This is a genomic window from Acaryochloris sp. 'Moss Beach' (genome assembly GCF_021497025.1).
GTDB lineage: Bacteria > Cyanobacteriota > Cyanobacteriia > Thermosynechococcales > Thermosynechococcaceae > Acaryochloris > Acaryochloris marina_A.
Map to the genome: position 1 here is coordinate 1,427,240 of NZ_CP071717.1, position 21,983 is coordinate 1,449,222.

Consider the following 21,983-nt stretch of genomic DNA (forward strand, 5'->3'; position numbering starts at 1 on the left):
GGTATTCAGTCTAACCAAATGTCATGATTACTTGACTTATAATGTTTTTTGTTACACTTTGTTGCAGAATAGAAACAATAGGGCGATCATAGTCCTGTTTAGTATCGCCAACTTATATCCGTTGGCACCCTACTGCCCTCTCTTGTTCAACCACTCCACCTGAGTGGTGTTAGACCGCTTAACTTCATACTTTTTAACGAGCAGACACTGATAGTCATGATTCAGATGCTGTGGTGATTGCTCGGTAGACGTTTATCTGCACGAGCGGCAGTAGCCTGTATTAACCCTCTAGGAGAGTTCATGACCCTTACGTTTAGTCAACTTGGTCTTTCACAAACTCGTGTTGATTGTTTAGAAGCGCTTGGTTTTTCCACACCCACCCAAATTCAAGCAGAAGCTATTCCCCATCTGCTGGCCGGTCGCGACATCATTGGCCAAGCCCAAACTGGAACTGGTAAAACAGCCGCCTTCTCTCTCCCTATCCTAGAGCAGCTGGATCCCACCATAAAAGCACCTCAAGCTCTGATTTTGACCCCGACAAGGGAGTTAGCCGTTCAAGTTAGCGAAGCCGTTTACCAATTCAAAGCAGATGGTGCACTGCGAGTCGTCGCTATCTACGGTGGCCAGTCCATTGACCGACAAATCTCACAACTGCGTCGTGGTGCTCAGCTGATTGTCGGTACCCCTGGTCGAGTTTTAGACTTACTTAGCCGTGGTGAAATCGTTCTGGACCAACTCAGCTGGTTCGTCTTAGACGAAGCGGACGAAATGCTCAATATGGGCTTTATTCCCGATGTCAGAAAAATTCTGGAGCGAGTGCCTAGTAATCGCAAAACAGCATTTTTCTCCGCCACAATGGCCCCAGAGATTTACAAGCTCTCGAAGCAGTTCCTAAATGATCCCGTCACCGTTACCGTTGAGCAACCGAAGGCTGCACCGACCCGGATTAACCAGGTGGCTTATCGAATTCCTCGCACATGGGCGCGATCAACGGTCTTACAAGCTGTTCTGGAACTAGAAGATCCTGAATCAGCCATTATTTTCGTCCGCACCCGCCGGGAAGCCGCAACCCTAACCCAACAGCTGCAAACTGCAGGCTACAGTGCCGATGAATATCATGGTGACTTAAGCCAAAGTCAGCGAGAGCGATTGCTGGACCGGTTCCGTCAGCGACGTATACGCTGGGTGGTTGCCACCGATATTGCTGCCCGAGGATTACACGTTGACGATCTGAGCCACGTGATCAACTATGAGCCACCCGATAGTGTAGAAAGTTACGTGCACCGGATCGGTCGAACCGGACGTGCAGGTAATGAAGGCACCGCCATTTCCTTGGTTCATGCCCTCGATCGCTGGAAGCTTCATGAAATTGAGAAGCATATCCGTCAAGACATTCCCACGCTACCCACTCCAACCCGCTCAGCCATTGAAGGACGCCGGTTAGAGAAGCTGACTGAAGAGTTGCATAGTATTCTGACTGGGGAACGATTGGCTTCTTTCTTGCCCACCGTTTCGCAACTGAGCGAAGACTACGATACTCAAACCATTGCTGCAGCTGCACTACAAATGGCATTCGACCGCTATCCTGCTATCACAGCGAACTTGGATGATTGGTCTTCTAAAAATGGAGGACGTAGTCGGAAATCAAAGCCCGTTATTAATAAGCGTCGGAGCTCTATTTCCGCATCTACTTAAGACTGACTTAAGGCCTTAAAAACGGGGTGTGAGCTGTAAGCTCACACCCCGTTTTAGTAATCAACCCGATCCAGATTTAATCTGAAACCTCATTTTCAGCAGGTTCTACTGCGGGTTCTTTTTGTCTCGGCATTGGCAAATTCTTCAGCTGTTTAGGCTTAACAGGTTTAGCCACAATGCTTCCCTTCCGGCCCGTCAGTTTCGGCAAGGAGGGAAAGGGTTGAGAGGGAATATCCTTGGCAGCCTGTTTCATAAATTTCCCCCCAAGTGGCCGCAGCAGTCGTACTGGTGCCGGTTGTGGGATAGTTATCATCATTTCCCAACCAGACTCCCGTCACTAGTTGCGGAACATAGCCAATAAACCATAAATCTCGATTATGTTCAGAGGTGCCCGTTTTACCCGCGACTGGACGACCAATACGAGCGGGTTTCCCAGTGCCCGATGTCACCACCTGCTGCAACATCCAAGTCATAATGGCCGACGATGATGAATCAAGCACGCGCTGCTTGGTCGTTTTATTTTGAAACAGGACCTTACCCTGACGATTGCGAATCGAACGAATCCCATAGGGCTGGTTTCGATAGCCTTGAGCGGCAAGGGTGCCATAGGCCCGAGTCAATTCCAGTAAGCTAACTTCATTCGCCCCTAAAGCGGTGGAATAATAGGGTTTTAAGGGAGATTGAATCCCCAACTCCCGGGCCAGTTTAATCGTGGGTTCAAAACCAACCGCCATAAACACTCGCACCGCAGGGATATTAGCAGACTTGGTAAGAGCCTGGTGCATGGATATCCAGCCCTTATAGGTATGGCCATAGTTATTAGGCTGATAGCCGTCCACAATAAAGGGGGCGTCTTGAAAACCATCATGGGGGGAGAATCCTGATGCGATCGCAGCCGTGTACACAAACGCTTTGAAGGTAGATCCAGGCTGTCGTCGGGCTTGAGTCACCCGGTTAAATTGAGACTTTTCAAACTCATTGCCACCCACCATCGTCTTGATTTCACCATTTCGAGGATCAAGAGAGACCAAAGCAGCCTGATCAAAGCGCTGGGCATAGCCATCGTGGTACACCACATCTTTGATGGTTGAAGCAGCCATTTTCTGCCACTTCAGGTTTAGGGTCGTTTCAATTTCTAAGCCGCCCTGTTTCAGCACTTCGTCCGACAAGAGTTCCGGCAATTGCTGCTGGAGGTAAGCCGTAAAGTACGGACTTTGGTCTTGGGCATTGGGCGGCACTTTAGGATTTAAAGCAATGGGACTTTTCTTGGCTTTTGCTGCCATTTCAGGTGTAATCGCCTCAGCCCGAACCATCCTTTCCAGAACTAAGTTACGTCGTTCCTTTGCCACTTTGGGATTACTTAAGGGAGAGTACAAGCTCGGAGCTGCAGGCAATCCTGCCAGGGTCGCACTTTCCTGCAAATTGAGCTGATTTAAAGACTTGCCAAAATAAACCCAAGCGGCATCAGCTACCCCATAAGCCCCGCTCCCTAAATACACCTGATTGAGGTAGCGCTCTAAAATCTGGGTCTTAGAAAGTTTATCTTCAATCTTTTGGGATAAACGGGCTTCTTTCAACTTCCGCAAAATCGAGCGTTCTTGATTGAGATAAGTCATCCGGGCCAGCTGCTGGGTAATCGTGCTCCCCCCCTCCGCTAGCTCTCCTGACAGCACATTGGTCACCATAGCCCGTAAGATGCCTTGGCCATCAATGCCATCATGGTCAAAAAACCGTCGATCTTCTGTGGCAATAAAGGCCTGCTGCAATTGCCGAGGAATTTGATTGATACTGACCGTTTTGCGACTAGCAGGTCCATCTTGAAAAAGAATGGAACCATCTGCAGATTTCAGAGTGGTTGTTCCAGCACGAACCTGGGTTTCTATTTCCATATGGGTCGTATCCGGCAGATTTAGCTCCAGAGCAACCCATCCCCCCAGCACAAGCGACACCGGTTACGCCTAGCAACATTCCTAGGCGTCTTAACGGCCGCCATCGAGACGAGGTTGAGCGACGGACAACTTTCTTGGGGCGCTGACGAACGGGTACCGGCTCTACAGAAGAAGGGACTGCTAAGGCCCCCGCTAATTCTTGACTTGATTGTTTAAAATCTGGGCTAGATGCAGTAATTCGACGCGGACTATCTTTACGTCGGTTTGATTTTTGGCGGAGTGCTTGTTTTCTTTGCTTTTCTTGCTGTTTCTGCTGGCGCCGTTTATCTTTTAGCTTTTTACGGAGACTATCAGTCGACTCGGGTATCGGATCCAGATTTAGTGCTCGATCTTTGGCTTTGCCCAGTTTGGAAGGAAGGACTTGTGAAGATCGTGGATCAACAGAAGGACGAATTTCAGAAATTTGTTTAGCCACGAAACGCCCCTCTTGATTGAAAAAAATACTGATTGGCTCTGCTCTATGCTCACCAGATCCTTGCAACTTGGGACTTAATTTAACGCAATGTCTCTAAATAATCTATGTTCTGGATAAAAATTCAACAAAAATCTTTGTTTTGACAGGACATTAGTAGCAGTAAACCACACTTAAATCCCACCCATAAAGCACCCCCACTCTAGAAATTGCCTGGCTGTCCTATGCCACAATCAACTCGAGCAGATGTAAAGGGCTTAGCCCTATATCCCTCTTTCTTTCCTTATCCCTGGCACAGATGAAACACATTTTGAAGCAAATCGGGGGTGCGATCGCATTTTATAGCTGTATTCCACTCCCCCCGAACTGGCCCTTAGAATTTGAACGAATTGCGCGTTGGGCCCCTTGGGTCGGTTTGCTCTTAGGAGTGGGCATCGGTACCATCGACTATAGTCTTGCCTTAGGGCAGATGCCCGTCCTAACTCGCAGTGCTCTAGTCGTCGCCCTCTGGATAGGCATCACCGGCGGCCTCCATCTGGATGGCGTCATGGATACCGCTGATGGTCTCGCTGTCATGGAGCCCGAACGGCGTCTCGCCGTCATGTCCGATAGTCGCACTGGGGCCTTTGGGGCCATGGCTGGCACCCTAGTAATTCTCCTCAAGGTCTGCGCATTAAGTAATCTCTCGATTCCTCACCTGCCCGCCCTAGTGACCGCCCTAGTCTGGGGACGAATCGCTCAGGTTATGGCCATTGCCGCCTACCCTTATCTCAAACCCGAGGGTAACAATGCCTTCCACACCAATGCTTTTCAAGGCATGGGGGATCTATGGCCTAGCGCAATGGGTTTATTCATCATCACCGTCTGCCAATATTACGGGTTTCCCTTTGCATGGCAATCTGTTTTGGGGGGTATCCTAATGGGAATCAGCCTATCCCTCGGCATCAGCTACTGGTTTTATTACCAATTTAAAGGGATGACTGGTGATGTTTACGGTGCCATCGTAGAATGGACAGAAGCATTAGTCCTATGCTGCTTGACACTGATTTAATCAGTCCCCCTTGTCAAAATCCCATAGGCCAGCGTGAGCATAACCGAGACTCCACGCTATAATGCTTCTCAACAGGAGCTATCTCGACTTCGGTACGGCTAGATTCTTCATGTTCAAGCTTTTTTTAAGAAGTGATGCATGCTGAATCTACCAGGCTGTAAACCTACCGTTGACGCGAGGATAACCCGGTCAGTATTTACACCAACTTAAGGTTCAATCCTGTCGGTCTCGCCAGGCTCTTTGTAAAGATTCTTGCCACTTTTATTCGTGAAATAGCCAGAATCACTCTACCCTTGCGAGAAGATCTAAGATCTTTCCATTTTTGGGTAACAAATCTACGATTAGTTTCCAATATTAATTCAGTTTCCCTTCCACAAATCTTGAACGTCCAAGCCCCACAATCTCTTTTGTTATTACGAGTTAAGCCCAGACATGAAACGTGTTGTCTGCTGGCTCAGTTTCTTTGAGGAATTTGAATGCCCAAGCAAATTATCATTGCCGAGCAGCATCGGATCGCTGCTGTATTTTCAGAAGATCAAATCCAAGAACTCATCGTTGCCACTGGCAGTCATCAGGTAGGAGACATCTACCTAGGTATCGTTGAGAATGTATTACCTGGCATTGATGCTGCCTTTGTCAATATTGGCGATGCTGAACGCAATGGATTTATTCATGTCAGCGACTTGGGTCCAGTGCGCTTAAAGCGCAACTCTGGTGCGATTACTGAACTGTTAACGCCCCAACAAAAAGTATTAGTCCAAATCATGAAGGAGCCAACAGGGACTAAAGGTCCAAGGCTCACGGGAAATGTATCTTTACCGGGTCGCTACCTGGTCCTCATGCCCTCAGGGCGGGGGGTCAACCTATCCCGCCGCATTCGCATAGAAGACGAACGAAGTCGCTTACGCGCCCTCGGCATATTAATTAAGCCTGCAGGTATGGGCTTGTTGGTCCGTACTGAAGCCGAAGGTGTTGCCGAAGAAGCCATCATTGAAGACTTGGAACTCTTACAACGGCAGTGGGAAAGTGTCCAGCAGCAAGCCGCTTCGACGCGAGCCCCTGCACTGCTAGATCGGGATACAGACTTTATCCAAAGAGTCCTCCGAGACGTTTACAGCAATAATGTCAATCGGATTGTGGTGGATTCTACCCCAGGTCTCAAACGGGTCAAACAGCACCTGGTGAACTGGAACAATACCAACAAGTTACCCCAAGGGGTATTGGTCGATCAGCATCGTGAGTCCACCTCCATCCTGGAGTATTTCCGCGTCAACGCGGCTATCCGAGAAGCCTTAAAACCAAGGGTTGACCTACCTTCTGGTGGATATATCATTATTGAGAAAACAGAAGCCCTCACCGTTGTTGACGTCAACTCCGGCTCTTTCACTCGCTCCGCCACAGCTCGAGAAACGGTATTGTGGACCAACTGTGAGGCTGCCACTGAAATCGCTCGTCAGCTGCGGTTACGGAATATCGCCGGCGTCATTATCATTGACTTCATTGATATGGACTCTCGCCGCGATCAACTACAAGTCCTAGAGCAGTTTAATAAAGCCTTAAAAGCAGACAAAGCTCGCCCCCAAATTGCCCAGCTGACCGAATTAGGCTTAGTCGAACTGACTCGCAAACGGCAAGGACAAAATATTTACGAGCTATTTGGCACCCCCTGTCCCGCCTGTGGGGGGCTTGGAAATCTGGTCCATCTCCCAGGTGAAGCTGCACCAACCGTGGGTGAGGTGGAACGATCTGAGACCACTAAACCTACCCCCATCAGTACATCCGGTATACCCTTACCAGGCATCTCGGCCAACTTAAATGATCAGATCCATCTCGATCCATCGGATGACCTGCAAGAACTTGATTTAACGAACCATCCCAGCTATCAAGAACGAGGCAACCGCCGACGTCGACGCCGTTCTCGGTTAGGAGATAATCTTTCTCGGGAATCCATCAGCCCTCGTTTAGTTCGCAATGGTTCTACCTCGGATTCTAAACCAGTCGTCAAAAACACCAGCGACACCAATGGTTCAGACGCAAGCAAAAGCGAGGGAAATGAAAGCTCGGAACGCTCGGAACGCTCGGAACGCTCGGAACGATCTCGAAGCCGCTCCAGCACTCGTCAACGTCAAGACACACCGCCAGAAGTCATCTCCGTGACCATGACCTCCGAAGAGCAGGATATCTACGCTTTTATGGGTATTTCGCCTGTAGTCTTGTTCCCAGGCGAGATCAAAAAGCCCAAATCAGCCATTGTAGAAATCCTCGCACCAGGGGATAACCCAGCACCAGCTGCTACTGAAACAGCAGCCATCAAAGTGGTCACTGAAACAGCAGCCATCAAAGTAGTCAACAAAGCAATCGCTGCCACCCAAGATGAAAAAGAAGAGCTAGACGAAGTTGAAACTGCCCCCCCCGCCAAAGCTGAAGTGGCTAAAATCGAACCGGTATTAGTCGCCACGCCTGAACCAGCTGAAGAAAAGCCAGCTGAACCCGCTCAGACGTCTACTCGCCGCCGTCGTCGCCGATCTTCAGCTCCATCAGCCAAACAGCTTTCGTTAGACCCCAATGAAGATTCTTGATTACTTTTTAATCGAGATGCAGTCTTATAAATACTGCTTAAACAGCTGTTGAACTTGCTGCCAAGCCTGAGCTGCTGCTTCAGGCTGATAGCTGGCTCGCTGATCACAGAAAAAACCATGGTTGGCAGGGTAAGTAAACACTTGATGACGAATTTGGTGTGCTTGCAGTTCAGCTTTAATTTGCTCTACATCTATGGATGGAATCAAAGCATCTTGAGTGCCAAAAAAAGCATAGAGAACGCCTTGAATTTGAGGGGTTAGTGCTACAGTCGGCACTCCCCCTCCCGGCGTCATCGTTGCGATGCCTGCTCCATAGAAGGAGGCTGTTGCCTGAATATCTGGCAACGTCGCAGCTAAATAGGCCACATGCCCACCAAAACAAAAACCAATGGCACCAAAGGATGATTTCACCGGTTCTTGTTGTTGTAGGTAGGTCAACGTAGCTCGGATATCACTTAACAAGTCAGCTGCGGTTGTTTGATTCTTATAAGTTCTTCCGAGTTCTAAATCAGCAGGACTATACCCCACCTCAAATCCTGGAGCCTGTCGTTGGTAAAGTGCAGGGGCAATCGCCACATAGCCAAGCTGGGCAATCCGATCCGTGACAGATCGAATATGATCATTAACCCCAAAAACTTCTTGAAAGACCACAATACCTGGCCAGATGCCTGACTCAAGGGGTTTGGCTAAGTAGGCATCGATGGAGATATCTCCATTATTAATGGTCACCGATTTAGTCTGAATCTCTACCACAGCAATCTTTTTCCCAGGGATTACGCCATGTCTAGTGTCTCGAAACATCTGGGGTTTGGGAAGGGATTTCACGATTCAAGTCACAGATTTGGCAACCGACTCGTCTCCAAAATAACTAATTTAAGTCTGTCAATCCTTCTCTTCAGCTCATATGATAGAGGGATTGCTGCTTTCACTTTGCCCTTGGCCTATGATGGTCCAGTTTAAAATTCAGCCGGATAGTGAAATCCCGGCCTCAACGCAGTTATTTAACCAAGTCTGCTTTGCGATCGCATCTCGGCAGTTCGCCCCTGGTTACCGGCTACCCAGTACACGACAGCTGGCAATGCAAACGGGGCTTCATCGCAATACGATCAGCAAAGTCTATGAACGACTTGAAAACGCTGGCTTTGTAGAAGCCCAAGTGGGGTCTGGAATTTATGTTCGAGCCTTAGGCCAAGAATCCTTACCGATCACGGAAGAAGAAACGGCCACGCCTGTCCCCGAACTCATTGAGCAAAGTTTAGACGGCTTCCTCCAGCGCGGCTACACCCTCAAACAGGTGGAAGAACTATTCCTCAATGCCATCACAGAACGTCTGCGTGCCAGTACCCGCGTGATCGTTACCGTCCCTAAACATGACTGGGGGGCAGGTGAAATTACGGTACAAGAGCTCCAGCAAGCCTTATCCATCACCATTCAGTTAGTGGCCCTAGAAGAGCTATCCACAGACTTAAAAACCCGTAAAGCAGCCACGGTGCTGGCTGTTCGCTATTTTGCCACCCAAGCCGAAGAAATTTTGGCTGAAGTGCAGGCTAAACATAAAGACCCCAAAGCCTTTCGCATTATCCCCATCGATATTTATGACTACTCCGACGAATTAGAGCTGATTAAAGCCCTGCCCGAAGGCAGTCGGCTGGGGTTAGTCAGTCTCAGCCCTGGTACATTAGGGGTCGCTGAAGTCATGATTTATAGCCTTCGTGGTGAAGATATTTACGTCATGAGTGCGGAGTGTAAGGATACCTATAAACTGAATGCCGTTATCCGCCATGCTCAGACCATTATTTGTGATCAAGCCAGTTTTGATATCTTAAAAGCCGCAGTCATTGCAGCAGAACCTGATTTAATTCGTCTCCCCAAGTTAGTTTGCTGCCGTAATTACATCGATCCACAATCCATTGAGTTATTACAGCGAGAATTAGGCATCGAAGATCCCTCCGACTCTTAAATTCCTAGTCACCATCATTCCATTGCTGTAGTCTATATTTTTCCTGGGCCAAGGGATAAGCGCCATTGTCAAAGTCTCCTCTCCTAGTCTTTTCACTGGGACGCTTAAGACCCACCAGTTAGAGTCGCAAAGACTTAGGATAAGGATGTAAAGGGTTCTGTAGTAGTGAGTTAGAGTTGGCGAAAATCGCTAGACTAAACCCAATCCCAAGAAGCAACCCACATTCTGCATTACGAGAAACAAACCATGAACGTCAGCCTCAGTCTGGCCCTAAACGATGACCATCTTGACGCCTCTCAAGGAACGCAACAACGTCAATTATCCATTGCTGTTTCTGCCATTCACGAGACGGGATTAAACGATGGCACTCGCAACGCACCGTTGAACCTCTGTTTGATTTTGGATCACAGTGGCTCCATGACTGGCCGCCCGTTAGCGACGGTCAAAGAAGCAGCTCAAAGCTTGATCGATCGACTCAATCCTGGCGATCACATTGCCGTAGTAGCCTTTGATCACCATGCCAAAGTCTTGATTCCCAACCAACTGGTGGAAGACCCGGAACAAATTAAAGCCCTGATCCAACGTCTTGAGCCCAAAGGGGGCACAGCCATTGATGATGGTATGAAGTTAGGGATTGAAGAGTTAGCAGTCGGTAAACAAGGCACTATTTCTCAAGCCTTTCTGCTCACAGATGGTGAGAATGAACATGGCGATAATCAGCGCTGTCAACAGTTTGCCGAGTTAGCAGCAGGGTACAACATTACCCTCAATACCCTAGGCTTTGGTAGTCATTGGAATGAAGATGTATTAGAAGGTATCGCGGATTCAGGGGGGGGAAGCCTCTCCTTCATCGAAAAGCCCGAAAATGCCGTTACTGTTTTCAATAACCTATTTACCCGTATTGAGACCGTCAGCTTGACGAATGCTCATTTTTTAATTTCTCTAAGCCCTGGCGTCCGGTTGGCTAATCTCAAACCTGTGGCCCAGGTTACTCCGGAAACCGTAGAGCTACCGATTACAGAAGAAGGCGATTTAGCCATTATTCGGATCGGAGATCTGATGACCCAGATGCAGCGGACAGTACTGGTCAATCTTTATATTGATCAGCTCTCTCCTGGTCGACAGACCATTGCCACCCTTCAAGTCCGCTATGACAATCCTGCTTTGGAACAAACGGATCTGCTTTCCGAAAAAATCCCGGTTGAGGTTGCGGTAACGGAGAGTTATCAACCCTCTTCGAACCCTAAAGTTCAAAAAAACATCCTGGCTTTAGCTAAATATCGTCAGACACAAATTGCAGAAACGAAACTGCAGGAAGGCGACCGCGCAGGCGCAGCAACTATGCTGCAAATGGCTGCCAATACCGCCTTACAAATGGGGGATGAAAATGCTGCCACGATCTTACAAGGCAGCGCTACTCGGCTACAGGAAGGGGAAGAGCTGTCGGACAGCGATCGTAAAAAAACTCGCATCGTGTCCAAAACAACCTTACAAGCCCCTTCCTAACCGGTAGGCCCGAGCTATGTTCTATCCAACTGCCACGCTGCTCACTTCATTCATCCAACAGCACCTATGACTGGCTTACTTTTTTTGGCCGCTTTTGTAATTCTCGGAGTCGGCTATCAACGCGCCCGTCCCATGGGGCAAATCGGCGTTTTAGCTTGGCTACAATCTCTGGTCCTCATGGGACCATGGCTCCTCATGTTTGGTCTGCTCAGTTTAGGGATTACTCTCAACCTAGCGAGCGTTCTTTTGATGGTAATCCTGTCCATTAGCCTCTACATCACCTTAGGCAGGCGGTTACGCTATTTAGCCAATCAAGACTCCCAGCAGGTCCCCCCCCCCAACCTCACCAGACATCTCTCCCATAGAAGCTACCTCCGCACCAAGCTCAGATAATCCTGTTACCGATAGCAAAGCCTCTTCTTCCACTCCCCCTGAAATCCCCCCCCCCAACAACGATTGCCCCACCTCCCATTTCAGCGGAAGATCTCAAATCAATCCAGGGCATCTTTGGCATTGACACTTTTTTTTGCCACAGAAACCATTCCCTATCAAGATGGGGTCATCATTCAGGGCAATCTAAGAGGAGATGTACCCACAGTTCATAGCGAGTTAACCCAGCAGCTCGAATCAAGATTGCCGGAGCAATATCGCTTATTTCTGGTCGAGAATACTGACGAAAAACCCATTGTTATTGTCTTACCACGACGCAACGACCCGAAAGTAGGTGGGTGGACCCAAAAGCTGTTTGCAACGATTCTCAGTTTAGCCACCATTGGCTCTTGCCTCATTACAGGTGCTTTTTTATTGTCCTTCAACCTCATCGAACAACCCGAGCGATTATCGGAAGCACTCCCCATCGGCTTAGGTTTAGTAGGAGTATTAGTCGCCCATGAAGTTGGTCATCAAGTGAGTGCCCAGCGATATCAGGTGCGACTAAGCTGGCCCTTCCCCTTTCCAGCCCTGCAAATTGGTTCTTTTGGCGTCTTTAATCGGTTTGAATCTCTACTTCCTAATCGCCAAAGCTTATTTGATATTGCCTTTTCTGGACCGGCAGCCGGGGGTTTGTTTTCACTCACATTACTCATTTTGGGATTAATTTTGTCCCCGTCCAGCCCCATTTTACCCCTCGATATTTCGTTTCTTAGAGGGTCGATTTTTGTAGGGACGTTAGCACGTCTGTTCTTGGGAGATACCTTGCAAGTCTCCAGCATACTGGTTCATCCTTTAGTCGGTGTAGGCTGGCTTGGCCTGGTGATCACGGCCCTTAACTTAATGCCTGCTGGCTCTCTTGATGGAGGACGGATTATTCAAGCCATCTATGGGCGAAAAATTGCGCGTTTAAGTACTTGGATTACCCTAGTCATATTGGCCCTCATTGCCATCGCCAATCCCATTGCCTTGTATTGGGCCATCATCATTTTGCTCCTACAGCGAGATTTAGAACGTCCCAGCCTTAATGAACTCACAGAACCTGACGATACCCGAGCGGCTTTAGGGTTAGCTGCTTTATTCATCATGGTGGCCATCCTCTTGCCGCTTTCTCCGAGTTTAGCGACTCGTATTGGCATCGGCGTCTAACACACCACGCCTAACTGCAGCACAGCAATGCGGGTCAATTTGGTAGACAAGGCAAACGGATATCGGGTCAACTCATTGCTATATGGGTTGGCCTGAGTTGAGACATGTTAACGACGATGAATGGCTCAACTAGTATCAAGCATTCCCTCGCTATACCAAGGTTCGAGATGAATCTCCCGTAATGACACTTCCCAAGGCCAACCAGGTCATTCTTGTAGTACTAGTAGTTTATGGTTACTCCCTGCGTTGGGTCAGAGTCAGACCCCCCAGACCTCGTTACAGCAAGCCAAGCAGGAGCTGAAGGCAGGGCAATATAATCAAGCTGAAACTCATCTACATTAGATCGTGCAAGAACAACCTCAGTCGGCTGAGGCCTTTTTCAATTTAGGGCTAAGCTTACATCTACAACTGGAATTGGACGAAGCAATAAAAACCTATGAAAAGGCTATCCAGCTTGATCCTACTTACGACCAACCCTATACCAATATGGGGTTGGCGTTAATTGAAGCCAATCAATTGGATGAAGCCAGTATCGTTTTCAAGCAAATCTTGTCTTTACCAGATCGTCCAGAACAACCCGCTAGCATCCACACCTTAGCCCACTACAATTTGGCAATTATTCTCAAACGGCAGGACAAGCTAGATGCTGCACGACAAGAAGTTCAGGCAGCTCTAGCCATCACGCCTAGGTTTGCTCAAGCTCAAACGCTCCAACAAATGCTGAATTGAAACCCTAGCCTTTATTTGCCCTTGGACAAGATATAGCCAACGGTACGATTTTCAGGTTTGAAGGTCAAGTCCGCAATTCGTTGAACATCTTCTGGAGTCACGGATTCAATCTTTTCTAGTTCACTGAACAGATTGCGCCAATCCCCGGTTTTGACTTCGTACTCTGTCAATAACCTTGCCATCCCACTATTCGAATCTAGCGATCGCAATAGACTAGCCCGAGCCTGGGTTTTCAGACGATCCAAGTCTTGGGTATCTACCAATTCTGTCTTCAGTTTTGCCAACTCAGCATTCAAAGAAGTGGCGACTTCATCGACCGTATGTCCGGGTGCCGTTAACGCATAGAACAACATCAGGTTCGGATACTTATCTCCAGGAAAACCACTAAACCCTTCTGCACTCAAGGCAATCTTTTGCGATTCTACTAAAGACTTATAGAGTCGAGACGTACGGCCATCACTCAGCAAGCTAGCAATCAATTCATAGATGACATGATCCGGATCGCTAATGGCAGGGCGATGATAGCCTTCTAAATACCAAGGCTGGGATTTTAACTCCAGGGTCACGGATTTTGTTTTCTGTTGTGGGGGTTCCACCTCAGTGACTTGAGGGGGCTGTGATCGCGACTTGAAACGGCCAAAATAAGTTTTCGCCAGCTTCTTCACTTCTTTGGGGTTCACATCCCCCACAATGGCAATGGTTAAATTACCAGGACCATAGTAGGTATCAAAGAAGTCTTGGACATTCTGACGGGTTAAATTGCGAAGATCTTTCTCATAACCAATCACCGGCTGCAGATAAGGGTGGACATCAAAAGCTTCTCCTAAGAAGACTTCGACCATTTTGCCAATGGGCGAATTATCGGTGCGTAACCGCCGTTCTTCCAAAATGACTTCTTTCTCTTTATAGAATTCCCTCAGAACAGGCTCTAAAAAACGTTCTGATTCCAAAGACATCCAAAGTTCTAGCTTATTGGCAGGCAAGCTATAGAAATAGCGGGTCGCATCTGAGGAGGTTGTGGCATTGAGGCCCACGCCCCCTTCTTGGTTGATGATTTGGCCCATTTCGTTTTGCTTCACCAGTTCCCCTGCTTTCTTGGAGACTTCAGTGAATTCTTGGGTCAGTGTTTGAACCGCTTGCTCATCTTTTTTAGCCTTTGCCGCTTGGATTTGGTCAAATAGCTTATCTTGCTGTTCTAAGAGCGGCTTTTCAGACTCATAGTCTGTTGCACCAATCCGGCGAGTGCCTTTGAATGCTAGATGCTCCAGATAATGTGCAACCCCAGTTTGTCCCATCGGTTCATCAGAACCGCCTACATCTGCATAGGTATGAAGCGCAACAACGGGCGCTTGATGTCTTTCTAAAACAATAAATTTCAACCCATTTTTCAGCCGAAATGTCGTTACCTTATCCTTGACTCGATCCAGATAGGGTTGGATAGATTGACCCGCTTCTGCTGGAGGGGGTTTTGGGGTTGCCGCCCCAACCGGTTGACCATAAAGAGCGAGGCTAACAAAGGCAGCCAGCAGCAACAAAGCAATTTTTTGTAATCTAGACAACCGCATTCTCCTTGTAATGATGTCGGAGTTACTGAGTTTTCTCCAGAATCGGATTCATCCCGTGACGTTGGATCAGTTGCATTCTATCTTGTGCTTCTCGCACAGAAGCAAAAGACCCTACTTGCATCACGGATCGCCCACGATAAGAAGATCGAAAGGCACCGGGAACCAACCCCTTAAGTTTACTTTTTTGACGGGAATTAAAGGCTGATACCACGATTCGATATCGAGGTCCTAAAGCAATCGATGACGAGGGCGGTGCAGGGGGCAATCCTGCCCGGAGATGATAAATATCGGACCCTTTATCTGCGCGCCCCATTGGAATCCTAGACCCCGGCACGGGTAATACACCTACCCTAGCAGGCACGGTTCGCAAGGCGAGGCGGCGACGACTATCTTTGATGACTTCAGGTTTCAAACCATTTCGCTTCATCAGTTTGACCATGCGATCCAGTTTAGAGCGATTGTCAAACAACCCCACTTGCATCACAGATCGCCCCTTATAAGACGATCGAAAGGCATCGGGGACAAGAGACTTAATTTTAGATTTTTGTTTGGTATTCCGAGGCTTAACGACAACCCGATACAGCGTATTAGATTGGCGTGCAGCCGATTTAAACCGGCGTCTACGATCGGCTACCGGGGAAGGAACAGGAATATCTACACCGCGACTGGCAATCGAAGAAGGAGGGACTGCAGAAATTCTAGATCGCTCATTTTCAATAATCTCTGGCTTCAAGTCATTGCGCTTCAACAGTTTTACGATGCTATCGACTTTGGAACGGCTATTAAACAAGCCGACCTGCATCACCGAGCGACCTTGGTATGCGGATCGAAAAGCATCTGGCACTAATGATTTGATACGAGTCTTTTGCCCGCTATTGCCAGGTTCCACCACAACTCGATAGAGAAACCCTGAACTGGGAACTGATGCAGACTGGGAGGGCACGGGTATGTCAACTACTTTTGCAGAGGAAGGCGGCACAATCGGCTCCCTTCTCGCAGATGACCGTGGAGGCGATAAGCGCCGTCCGGCAAACACAGCGGGCTGTGCTTGCTCAGTATTGAGATAAACATGGCCTAGGGTTTTGCCATTGTAGGTGCGTTTGGCAAAATTCCAGCCAGAATTCAAGTGAATTTTGAGCAGTCCAGAACTCATGCCCCGGGTTCTACCAATAACCATTGGCTCCCCTAACCGACGAGAGCTGGGCATCCCTAGCAACAGCAGCTCATTACCTTGTTTTTGCAGAGTGAGTTGATAATCTAGCCCTAGATCTTTACCTGCCTGACGGATAGAGTAACCATTGCTATCGGTGCTACGGCCACAAATCCCTGTAAAGTCAAACTTGAGCAATAGAGGCTCAATTTCTGTGGGGCTCGCTCCATGCTCTTTCCAACATTTTTTACTGCTAGAAATTTGTTCTAGAACCAGTAAATTGTAGTAACCCCGATCTCGGGGAACCGCAACTGCAATAAATTTATTTTGGGGAACCGCTGTTTGCCCAAAAGTAGCGGCCAACAAGGTTTGAGGGCTGCGTTTACTCTCTAATAGGTCTGGGTTTGTGGCGGGTATTCCATTTGCGATCGCAGGTAAGGCTGTCGCCAATGGAATGGCAGCAGCGGCAAATGCCGTCAACCTATGAAGAGATAAATAATGCATGGGGTTGTCTCCAGCGCCCTGATTGATGACGATGAATGCTCTATAAGTATTATTCCCAAACTAAAAAAAGAAATCCGTCAGATCCAGGTTGAAGCTTGAGTTTTACAAGATTAACTTAAACCTATGGATTTTGAAGTGGATTTTTTGTTCTCGGTTATAAAACAGAACATTTATCAGTTTGAGTCGGTTTCTAACTCTGGATAGAGTATCAGAACCCGCTCCAGAAGGATAGTACCCAAAAAGGCTTTATCACCTACCTGTCGAAGCAGTAGCAACCGAAGTTCCCAAAGGTATGCAATTGGGTCAATAGCGTGGTCAAGCAACTTAGAGCCGCTTAATTAAATTTTTTTTGTACAAAAAAGACTCTGATCAGCCTTCATCTTCGTCTTGAATCCACGTCTGCTTGGGATCTAGTGTTTGGAAAATTTGCGGTTCCATTCCTTCAGGGAAATCCTCATCTTGAATCCAAGTTTGCCTCGGATCTGGAGTCTGAGGAGTATCCGCCTCCATGGTGGGGGACAGCTCTTCATCTTGAATCCAAGTTTGCCTTGGATCTTGAAGTTGAGTGGGCGGTGAATCGATGCCAAAAGGATTATCGACATCTTCCATCCAAGCCTGTTGAGGCTCTTGCAGCTGGGTCGGACTCGAGTCTTGGAGCTGAGTGGGATTAGGGTCTTGTAATTGTGTAGCGCTAGGATCTTGCAACTGGGTAGGGCTAGAGTCTTGTAACTGAGTCGAACTGGGGTCTTGCAGCTGAGTGGGATTAGGCTCCTGAAGCTGAGTAGCACTAAGATCTTGCAGCTGGGTCGGACTTGAGTCTTGTAACTGAGTCGGATGAGGCTCCTGAAGTTGGGTATTACTCGGATCTTGTAGCTGGGTAGCCGTTGGATCGTAAAGCTGAGTGGGACTAGAGTCGAGGTTTAGTGCTGCACTGGCTGCCAGATCTTCACTGTCAGGGACTTGCAGTTGAGTGGCCGTCGGATCTTGGATCTGGGTCTTTGGACCTCTTTGGGATGGCGGCGTATCCTGCAGTTCAGTTTTAGGAGTTTGAATACGCGTTTTTGCCTGTAGCTCCCTAGACGTAATATCTACCCGCTCATCCGGGACCTGCGGTTCCATTTCTGAGACCTGCAGCTCAGTTTCTGATCCTTGAAGTTTCGTTTCAGAGGGCGTAGCCATCTCATTAACTGCGCTCGCTGCCGCTGCTCCCAAAACCACATTTTCAGGGGAAAGGGGGCTACTTCCTGCCTCACCCACCGGCACTGAAGGGGAGGAGTTTGGCATTTCTTGTAACTCTGTTTCAGGCGCTTGAATACGGGTGGGTCTTATTTTTTCAGCATAATTGGGGGCTGGTCTCGGGGCTGGTTTCGGCTTAGATTTTGCCAGCAATGTTTTTAAGACACCCCCCACTAGCCCTCCCAACACCAACGTGACTAGAGCAATGGGTAGCCACCCTAACCCTCCAGACGTGTCTTGGGCTTCTCCTGCCGTATCCGTGCTCGCAACAGTTGATGCCCCCGTTCCATCCGGGTTAGAGGTAGAAGAACCATCCGATGATGACGAAGATGTATTGGCTGACTGAGTATTATCTGACTGAGCATTATCCGCAGATCCAGCATTGGTATCTGTTTTTCCATCTTGCGCAGAATCATTGGTTGATGAACCATTAGCACTGGTGTCGTCGATAGCAGATTGGGTCTTTGCTTCCGCAATCGCTGCCTGTCCCGGAGCAGAGGCCACAAAGTCTAAAAACGTTTTAGTCGAGGTAGTGGGCGTACCTTCATAGACATAGGTAAAGGGCTGAGAAAAGGGATACCGCGGATCATCGGGCAAAGTGTCGTACATGGAGATGGGGCGAATCGCTTCAGCTTCGCCAATCTGACTGGCAAGGGCATAGCTAATGCCATCCTTACCCAATTCATCCATCAGGGCCGCAACGTTATCTTGATCGAGCTGAACAATCTGGCCACCTGCCTCAAAGTTAGCGGCTCGAAACAATTCATAGGTTTGCAGCGTACTTTGAAGATTGCTGGCAATCGGGCGATGAATCACACGAATAGGGGCGGAGGGGCCTCCCAGTTGGGACCAATTCGTGATTTCTCCCCGAAAAATTTTAACCACTTGGTCAATAGTTAACCCCTTGGCAAAGGGATTATCTTTACCCACAACAATTGCAATTTTTTCCCGGGTGACAGGGACTTGGACTAAGCCTTGCCCTTTCTCTTCCTCCGTGAGGAGGCGACTAATAGCCGCTAAATCAGCCTGTTGGCCCTCTACCTGGAGGGGAGCATCAGCCTGCTGACGCTTAATCTCGACCGTCGCACCTGGGGTTTGAGTTTCATATCCTTGCTTAAGGGTCTGATTAATCGGAGCCATGCGGGTCAAATTATTGATGCGAATGGTTGTTGCCGCTTCCTGGGCTTGAACCCTTTGCCAATCCGATTCAGACAATAGTATGGCCGAGGAGACACCCAAAGTGACCACCATCGCTAACTTGGAAATAGAAGTAGATCGTTTGGGTCTCATGTACTCAGCCTCCAACAAAATATATAGGCGTTAATAACCAGTCGCTTTTAAATCGATGTTCAAAAGCAATCAATGCTTTTGACAACAGCATGTCCTGAGTATCATCTCTTTGAACACCAGCAAGAATGAGACTGTCGTTTAAGAGAAGCCTTGGCTTGTGCGCAAGGAAAGAATATTGCCATTACAAAGTGGTTCGGTATTCACAGCCACAAAAGAAAATTCCCATGGGGAGGAGAATACCTAGCTGTTAACCAGTGTCTGCACAGACCAATTATCACAATTCTATGAACATTCTTGTAATATCACTGTTATTTTTAAGATTCTCTCCAATAAATATTCAAAATAGTACAGGTTATTGACCCCTCAGTCGCCTGGTGGAACCTTACTGGTCAGACACCTTCCTGATGGATGGGCATATATCTATGTAGACTATGTAAAAGATGGGAAGAGTAGGAGTAGGTGGTTGCGGACTTGCGATCGCAAGTCTGAGGAAAGTCCGGGCTCTCGAAAGGCCAGACTTGCTGGGTAATGCCCAGTGCGGGTGACCGTGAGGAGAGTGCCACAGAAACATACCGCCGATGGCTTGTTTCGCTATTTTGTAGCAAAACATTCACAGGTAAGGGTGCAAGGGTGCGGTAAGAGCGCACCAGCAACGTCGAGAGGCGTTGGCTCGGTAAACCCCGGTGGAGAGCAAGGCAGAGAGCAACGGTTGGTCTTTTCCCCGTTCTCGTTTGTAGCGCCGCTAGAGGCGTCTGGCAACAGGCGTCCCAGATAGATAACTACCCTCTTTCTACCCATCATGGGCAAATGCCCTGGTGGAGAAAGAGAACAGAACCCGGCTTACCGCCTGCTCTTCCCTCTATTTTTCAGGGTGTATACCCCTAGGTTTTAAACGTCATCTTTCTTCCCCAATCAATGGCAAGTTGCCCCCCTCAACGACAACGACAGCTAGAAAAATTGATCCTGCGCCTGGGGCTACCGGGGAATGCTCCCATTCGTTGGGAGCTACTAGACCTAGCTCTGACGCACCCTTCTGCCTCTGGTCAGGCCAATTATGAACAATTAGAGTTCGTGGGGGACTCCGTCGTCCGTCTGATAGCAGCCCTTCTCCTACAAACAGAAAATGCTCAGGGGGCCGTAGGAGAATGGTCTGCAATTCGCTCCGTATTGGTGAGCGATCGCCACCTAGCGACTCTAGCCGCTAACTATGGTCTGGATCGATTTCTGCTGCTAGGTCCCAGTACCATGAACGATCGCCGGGGCGAAGACTCCCGGTTAGCGGATGCCTTTGAAGCGGTATTGGGGGCCCTTTATCTGAGCACCGGCGACCTCTCGCTGATTCAGCCCTGGCTCCAGACTCCTCTGGAGCAAAAGGCAGAACAGGTCAGAACCGACCCCGCTTATCAAAACTATAAAGCTGCCCTCCAGCAATGGACTCAGGCCGTCTATCAACAATTGCCTGAATATCGAGTCCAAGAGCATCCTCCCTCATCCCAGCACCCTAACAAAGTGATGGATGAGCGCTTTACCGCCGAAGTCTGGCTCCAAGAGCAATTATTGGGGGTGGGTAAAGGGCACTCTATAAAAGCAGCCGAGAAAGCAGCGGCCCAAATGGCCTTTTTAAAACTCCAGTCTCCTGTGCCTGAGACTTAGTTTTAGGTTTCCACAATCCCTTTTCCATCATTCGATAGGATAATGGGTATATATCTACGGCTCAAAGATTCATAGAAAAGGATAAAAATAATGGATCTGGTCCTGCTCCAGAATAAGCTTGATAATCTTTCCTTCGCAGTCTTATTTGTAACCATGTTGGTGTACTGGGGAGGACTGGCCTTTCCCAACATTCCGTTCTTTCCCACCTTAGGAACAGCCGGAATGGCCATCGCGAATCTATGTATGGCTTGCTTGCTAGGCGCTCGTTGGATGGAAGGGGGCTATTTCCCCATTAGCAATCTCTATGAATCCTTATTCTTCCTAGCCTGGGGGGTCACCACCATTCATCTCCTGGCAGAATGGCTCAGCCGTAGCCGGTTGGTCGGGGCAGCAACCGCTCCCGTAGCCATGGGGATAGCCGCCTTTGCCACCCTGACATTACCGGATGAGATGCAATCGTCAGCCCCATTGGTGCCGGCCCTCAAATCGAATTGGCTGATGATGCATGTCAGCGTCATGATGCTCAGCTATTCGGCCTTATTAGTGGGGTCATTATTAGCCATTGCCTTTTTAATCGTGACCTTCGGTCAAACAGTAGAACTTAAAGGTAGTTCCATTGGCACAGGCAGCTTCCGCAAACGGGACACTCGAGACCTCCAGACCTCGGCAGATTCCTCACCAGCAGCCAATACCTTAGATGAAGGATTATCCATGAGTTCGGCAGCAACGGCTGTACTCACCCCCGTCTCCGCGCCACCAGCGCCCTCTCTTTCTTTGACCCGCATGAACCTAGCGGAGTCTTTAGACAACATGAGCTATCGCATGATTGGCTTAGGATTCCCCCTGTTAACGGTGGGGATTATTGCCGGGGCAGTATGGGCCAACGAAGCCTGGGGCGCTCCTTGGAGTTGGGACCCCAAAGAAACTTGGGCCTTAATCACATGGCTCGTGTTTGCAGCCTATCTTCATGCCCGGATTACCCGAGGTTGGCAAGGACGACGCCCAGCTTATCTAGCTACTGGCGGCTTTTTTGTCGTGTGGGTGTGCTACTTAGGGGTCAACCTGTTAGGCAAAGGGTTACATTCCTATGGCTGGTTCTTCTAGATAGTTCCAGATACTCTCAAAT

At 48.7% G+C, this 21,983-nt stretch carries 13 protein-coding genes, 1 other RNA gene and 1 pseudogene; 10 read left to right on the forward strand and 5 right to left on the reverse strand.

Features of this window, described 5'->3' with window-relative positions; translation table 11 throughout:
- Positions 1–300 precede the first annotated feature (300 nt).
- A complete protein-coding gene (locus HRE53_RS06575) occupies positions 301–1,695 on the forward strand; it encodes a DEAD/DEAH box helicase (RefSeq protein WP_235109603.1) in 1,395 nt (464 codons plus the stop codon).
- A 167-nt stretch (positions 1,696–1,862) separates the two neighbouring features.
- Here HRE53_RS06575 and HRE53_RS06580 read toward each other — a convergent pair whose 3' ends face one another.
- Complete coding sequence (locus tag HRE53_RS06580; protein WP_235109604.1) at positions 1,863–3,644, reverse strand: transglycosylase domain-containing protein; 1,782 nt, start codon at positions 3,642–3,644, stop codon at positions 1,863–1,865.
- A 710-nt stretch (positions 3,645–4,354) separates the two neighbouring features.
- On the opposite strand from HRE53_RS06580, the gene cobS reads away from it, so the two are divergent.
- Together cobS and HRE53_RS06590 are read left to right on the forward strand one after the other, a co-directional pair.
- Positions 4,355–5,107, forward strand: coding sequence for an adenosylcobinamide-GDP ribazoletransferase (cobS, locus tag HRE53_RS06585; RefSeq protein ID WP_235109605.1), 753 nt, complete (start codon positions 4,355–4,357; stop codon positions 5,105–5,107).
- A gap of 476 nt (positions 5,108–5,583) precedes the next feature.
- Positions 5,584–7,686 carry an Rne/Rng family ribonuclease gene (locus tag HRE53_RS06590; protein ID WP_235109606.1) on the forward strand — a complete coding sequence of 701 codons (2,103 nt, stop codon included), beginning with the start codon at positions 5,584–5,586 and terminating at the stop codon, positions 7,684–7,686.
- Between the two features lie 24 nt (positions 7,687–7,710).
- Here HRE53_RS06590 and HRE53_RS06595 read toward each other — a convergent pair whose 3' ends face one another.
- On the reverse strand, positions 7,711–8,445 hold the full coding sequence (locus HRE53_RS06595; RefSeq protein ID WP_315876566.1) for a dienelactone hydrolase family protein: 735 nt from the start codon (positions 8,443–8,445) through the stop codon (positions 7,711–7,713).
- 184 nt (positions 8,446–8,629) lie between these two features.
- Between HRE53_RS06595 and HRE53_RS06600 the strand changes: the two genes are divergently transcribed.
- The 4 genes and pseudogenes from HRE53_RS06600 (at position 8,630) to HRE53_RS06620 (ending at position 13,459) form a co-directional block, all read left to right on the forward strand.
- Complete coding sequence (locus tag HRE53_RS06600; RefSeq protein WP_212662725.1) at positions 8,630–9,646, forward strand: GntR family transcriptional regulator; 1,017 nt, start codon at positions 8,630–8,632, stop codon at positions 9,644–9,646.
- A gap of 246 nt (positions 9,647–9,892) precedes the next feature.
- Complete coding sequence (locus HRE53_RS06605; protein ID WP_235109607.1) at positions 9,893–11,152, forward strand: VWA domain-containing protein; 1,260 nt, start codon at positions 9,893–9,895, stop codon at positions 11,150–11,152.
- 66 nt (positions 11,153–11,218) lie between these two features.
- Positions 11,219–12,730 (forward strand): annotated as a pseudogene (locus HRE53_RS06615) (site-2 protease family protein).
- Between the two features lie 345 nt (positions 12,731–13,075).
- Positions 13,076–13,459, forward strand: a complete 384-nt coding sequence (locus HRE53_RS06620) for a tetratricopeptide repeat protein (protein WP_235109612.1) — start codon at positions 13,076–13,078, stop codon at positions 13,457–13,459.
- An 11-nt stretch (positions 13,460–13,470) separates the two neighbouring features.
- Here the strand turns inward: HRE53_RS06620 and HRE53_RS06625 are convergent, their stop codons facing one another.
- The 3 genes from HRE53_RS06625 to HRE53_RS06635 all read right to left on the reverse strand — a co-directional run bounded on the left by HRE53_RS06625 (position 13,471) and on the right by HRE53_RS06635 (position 19,204).
- Entirely contained in the window at positions 13,471–15,024 is a 1,554-nt protein-coding gene (locus HRE53_RS06625) for a pitrilysin family protein (RefSeq protein WP_315876372.1), read from the reverse strand.
- 22 nt (positions 15,025–15,046) lie between these two features.
- Positions 15,047–16,678 (reverse strand): DUF3747 domain-containing protein, encoded by a 1,632-nt coding sequence (locus HRE53_RS06630; RefSeq protein WP_235109616.1) that lies wholly within the window; start codon positions 16,676–16,678, stop codon positions 15,047–15,049.
- A gap of 369 nt (positions 16,679–17,047) precedes the next feature.
- Positions 17,048–19,204, reverse strand: a complete 2,157-nt coding sequence (locus HRE53_RS06635; protein ID WP_235109618.1) for a substrate-binding domain-containing protein — start codon at positions 19,202–19,204, stop codon at positions 17,048–17,050.
- Between the two features lie 445 nt (positions 19,205–19,649).
- On the opposite strand from HRE53_RS06635, the gene rnpB reads away from it, so the two are divergent.
- The 3 genes from rnpB to ccsB all read left to right on the forward strand — a co-directional run bounded on the left by rnpB (position 19,650) and on the right by ccsB (position 21,961).
- Positions 19,650–20,063: RNase P RNA component class A (gene rnpB / locus HRE53_RS06640), an RNA gene on the forward strand.
- A gap of 56 nt (positions 20,064–20,119) precedes the next feature.
- Positions 20,120–20,857, forward strand: a complete 738-nt coding sequence (rnc, locus tag HRE53_RS06645) for a ribonuclease III (RefSeq protein ID WP_212662732.1) — start codon at positions 20,120–20,122, stop codon at positions 20,855–20,857.
- 90 nt (positions 20,858–20,947) lie between these two features.
- Complete coding sequence (gene ccsB / locus HRE53_RS06650; RefSeq protein WP_235109619.1) at positions 20,948–21,961, forward strand: c-type cytochrome biogenesis protein CcsB; 1,014 nt, start codon at positions 20,948–20,950, stop codon at positions 21,959–21,961.
- The last annotated feature ends 22 nt before the right edge of the window (positions 21,962–21,983 follow it).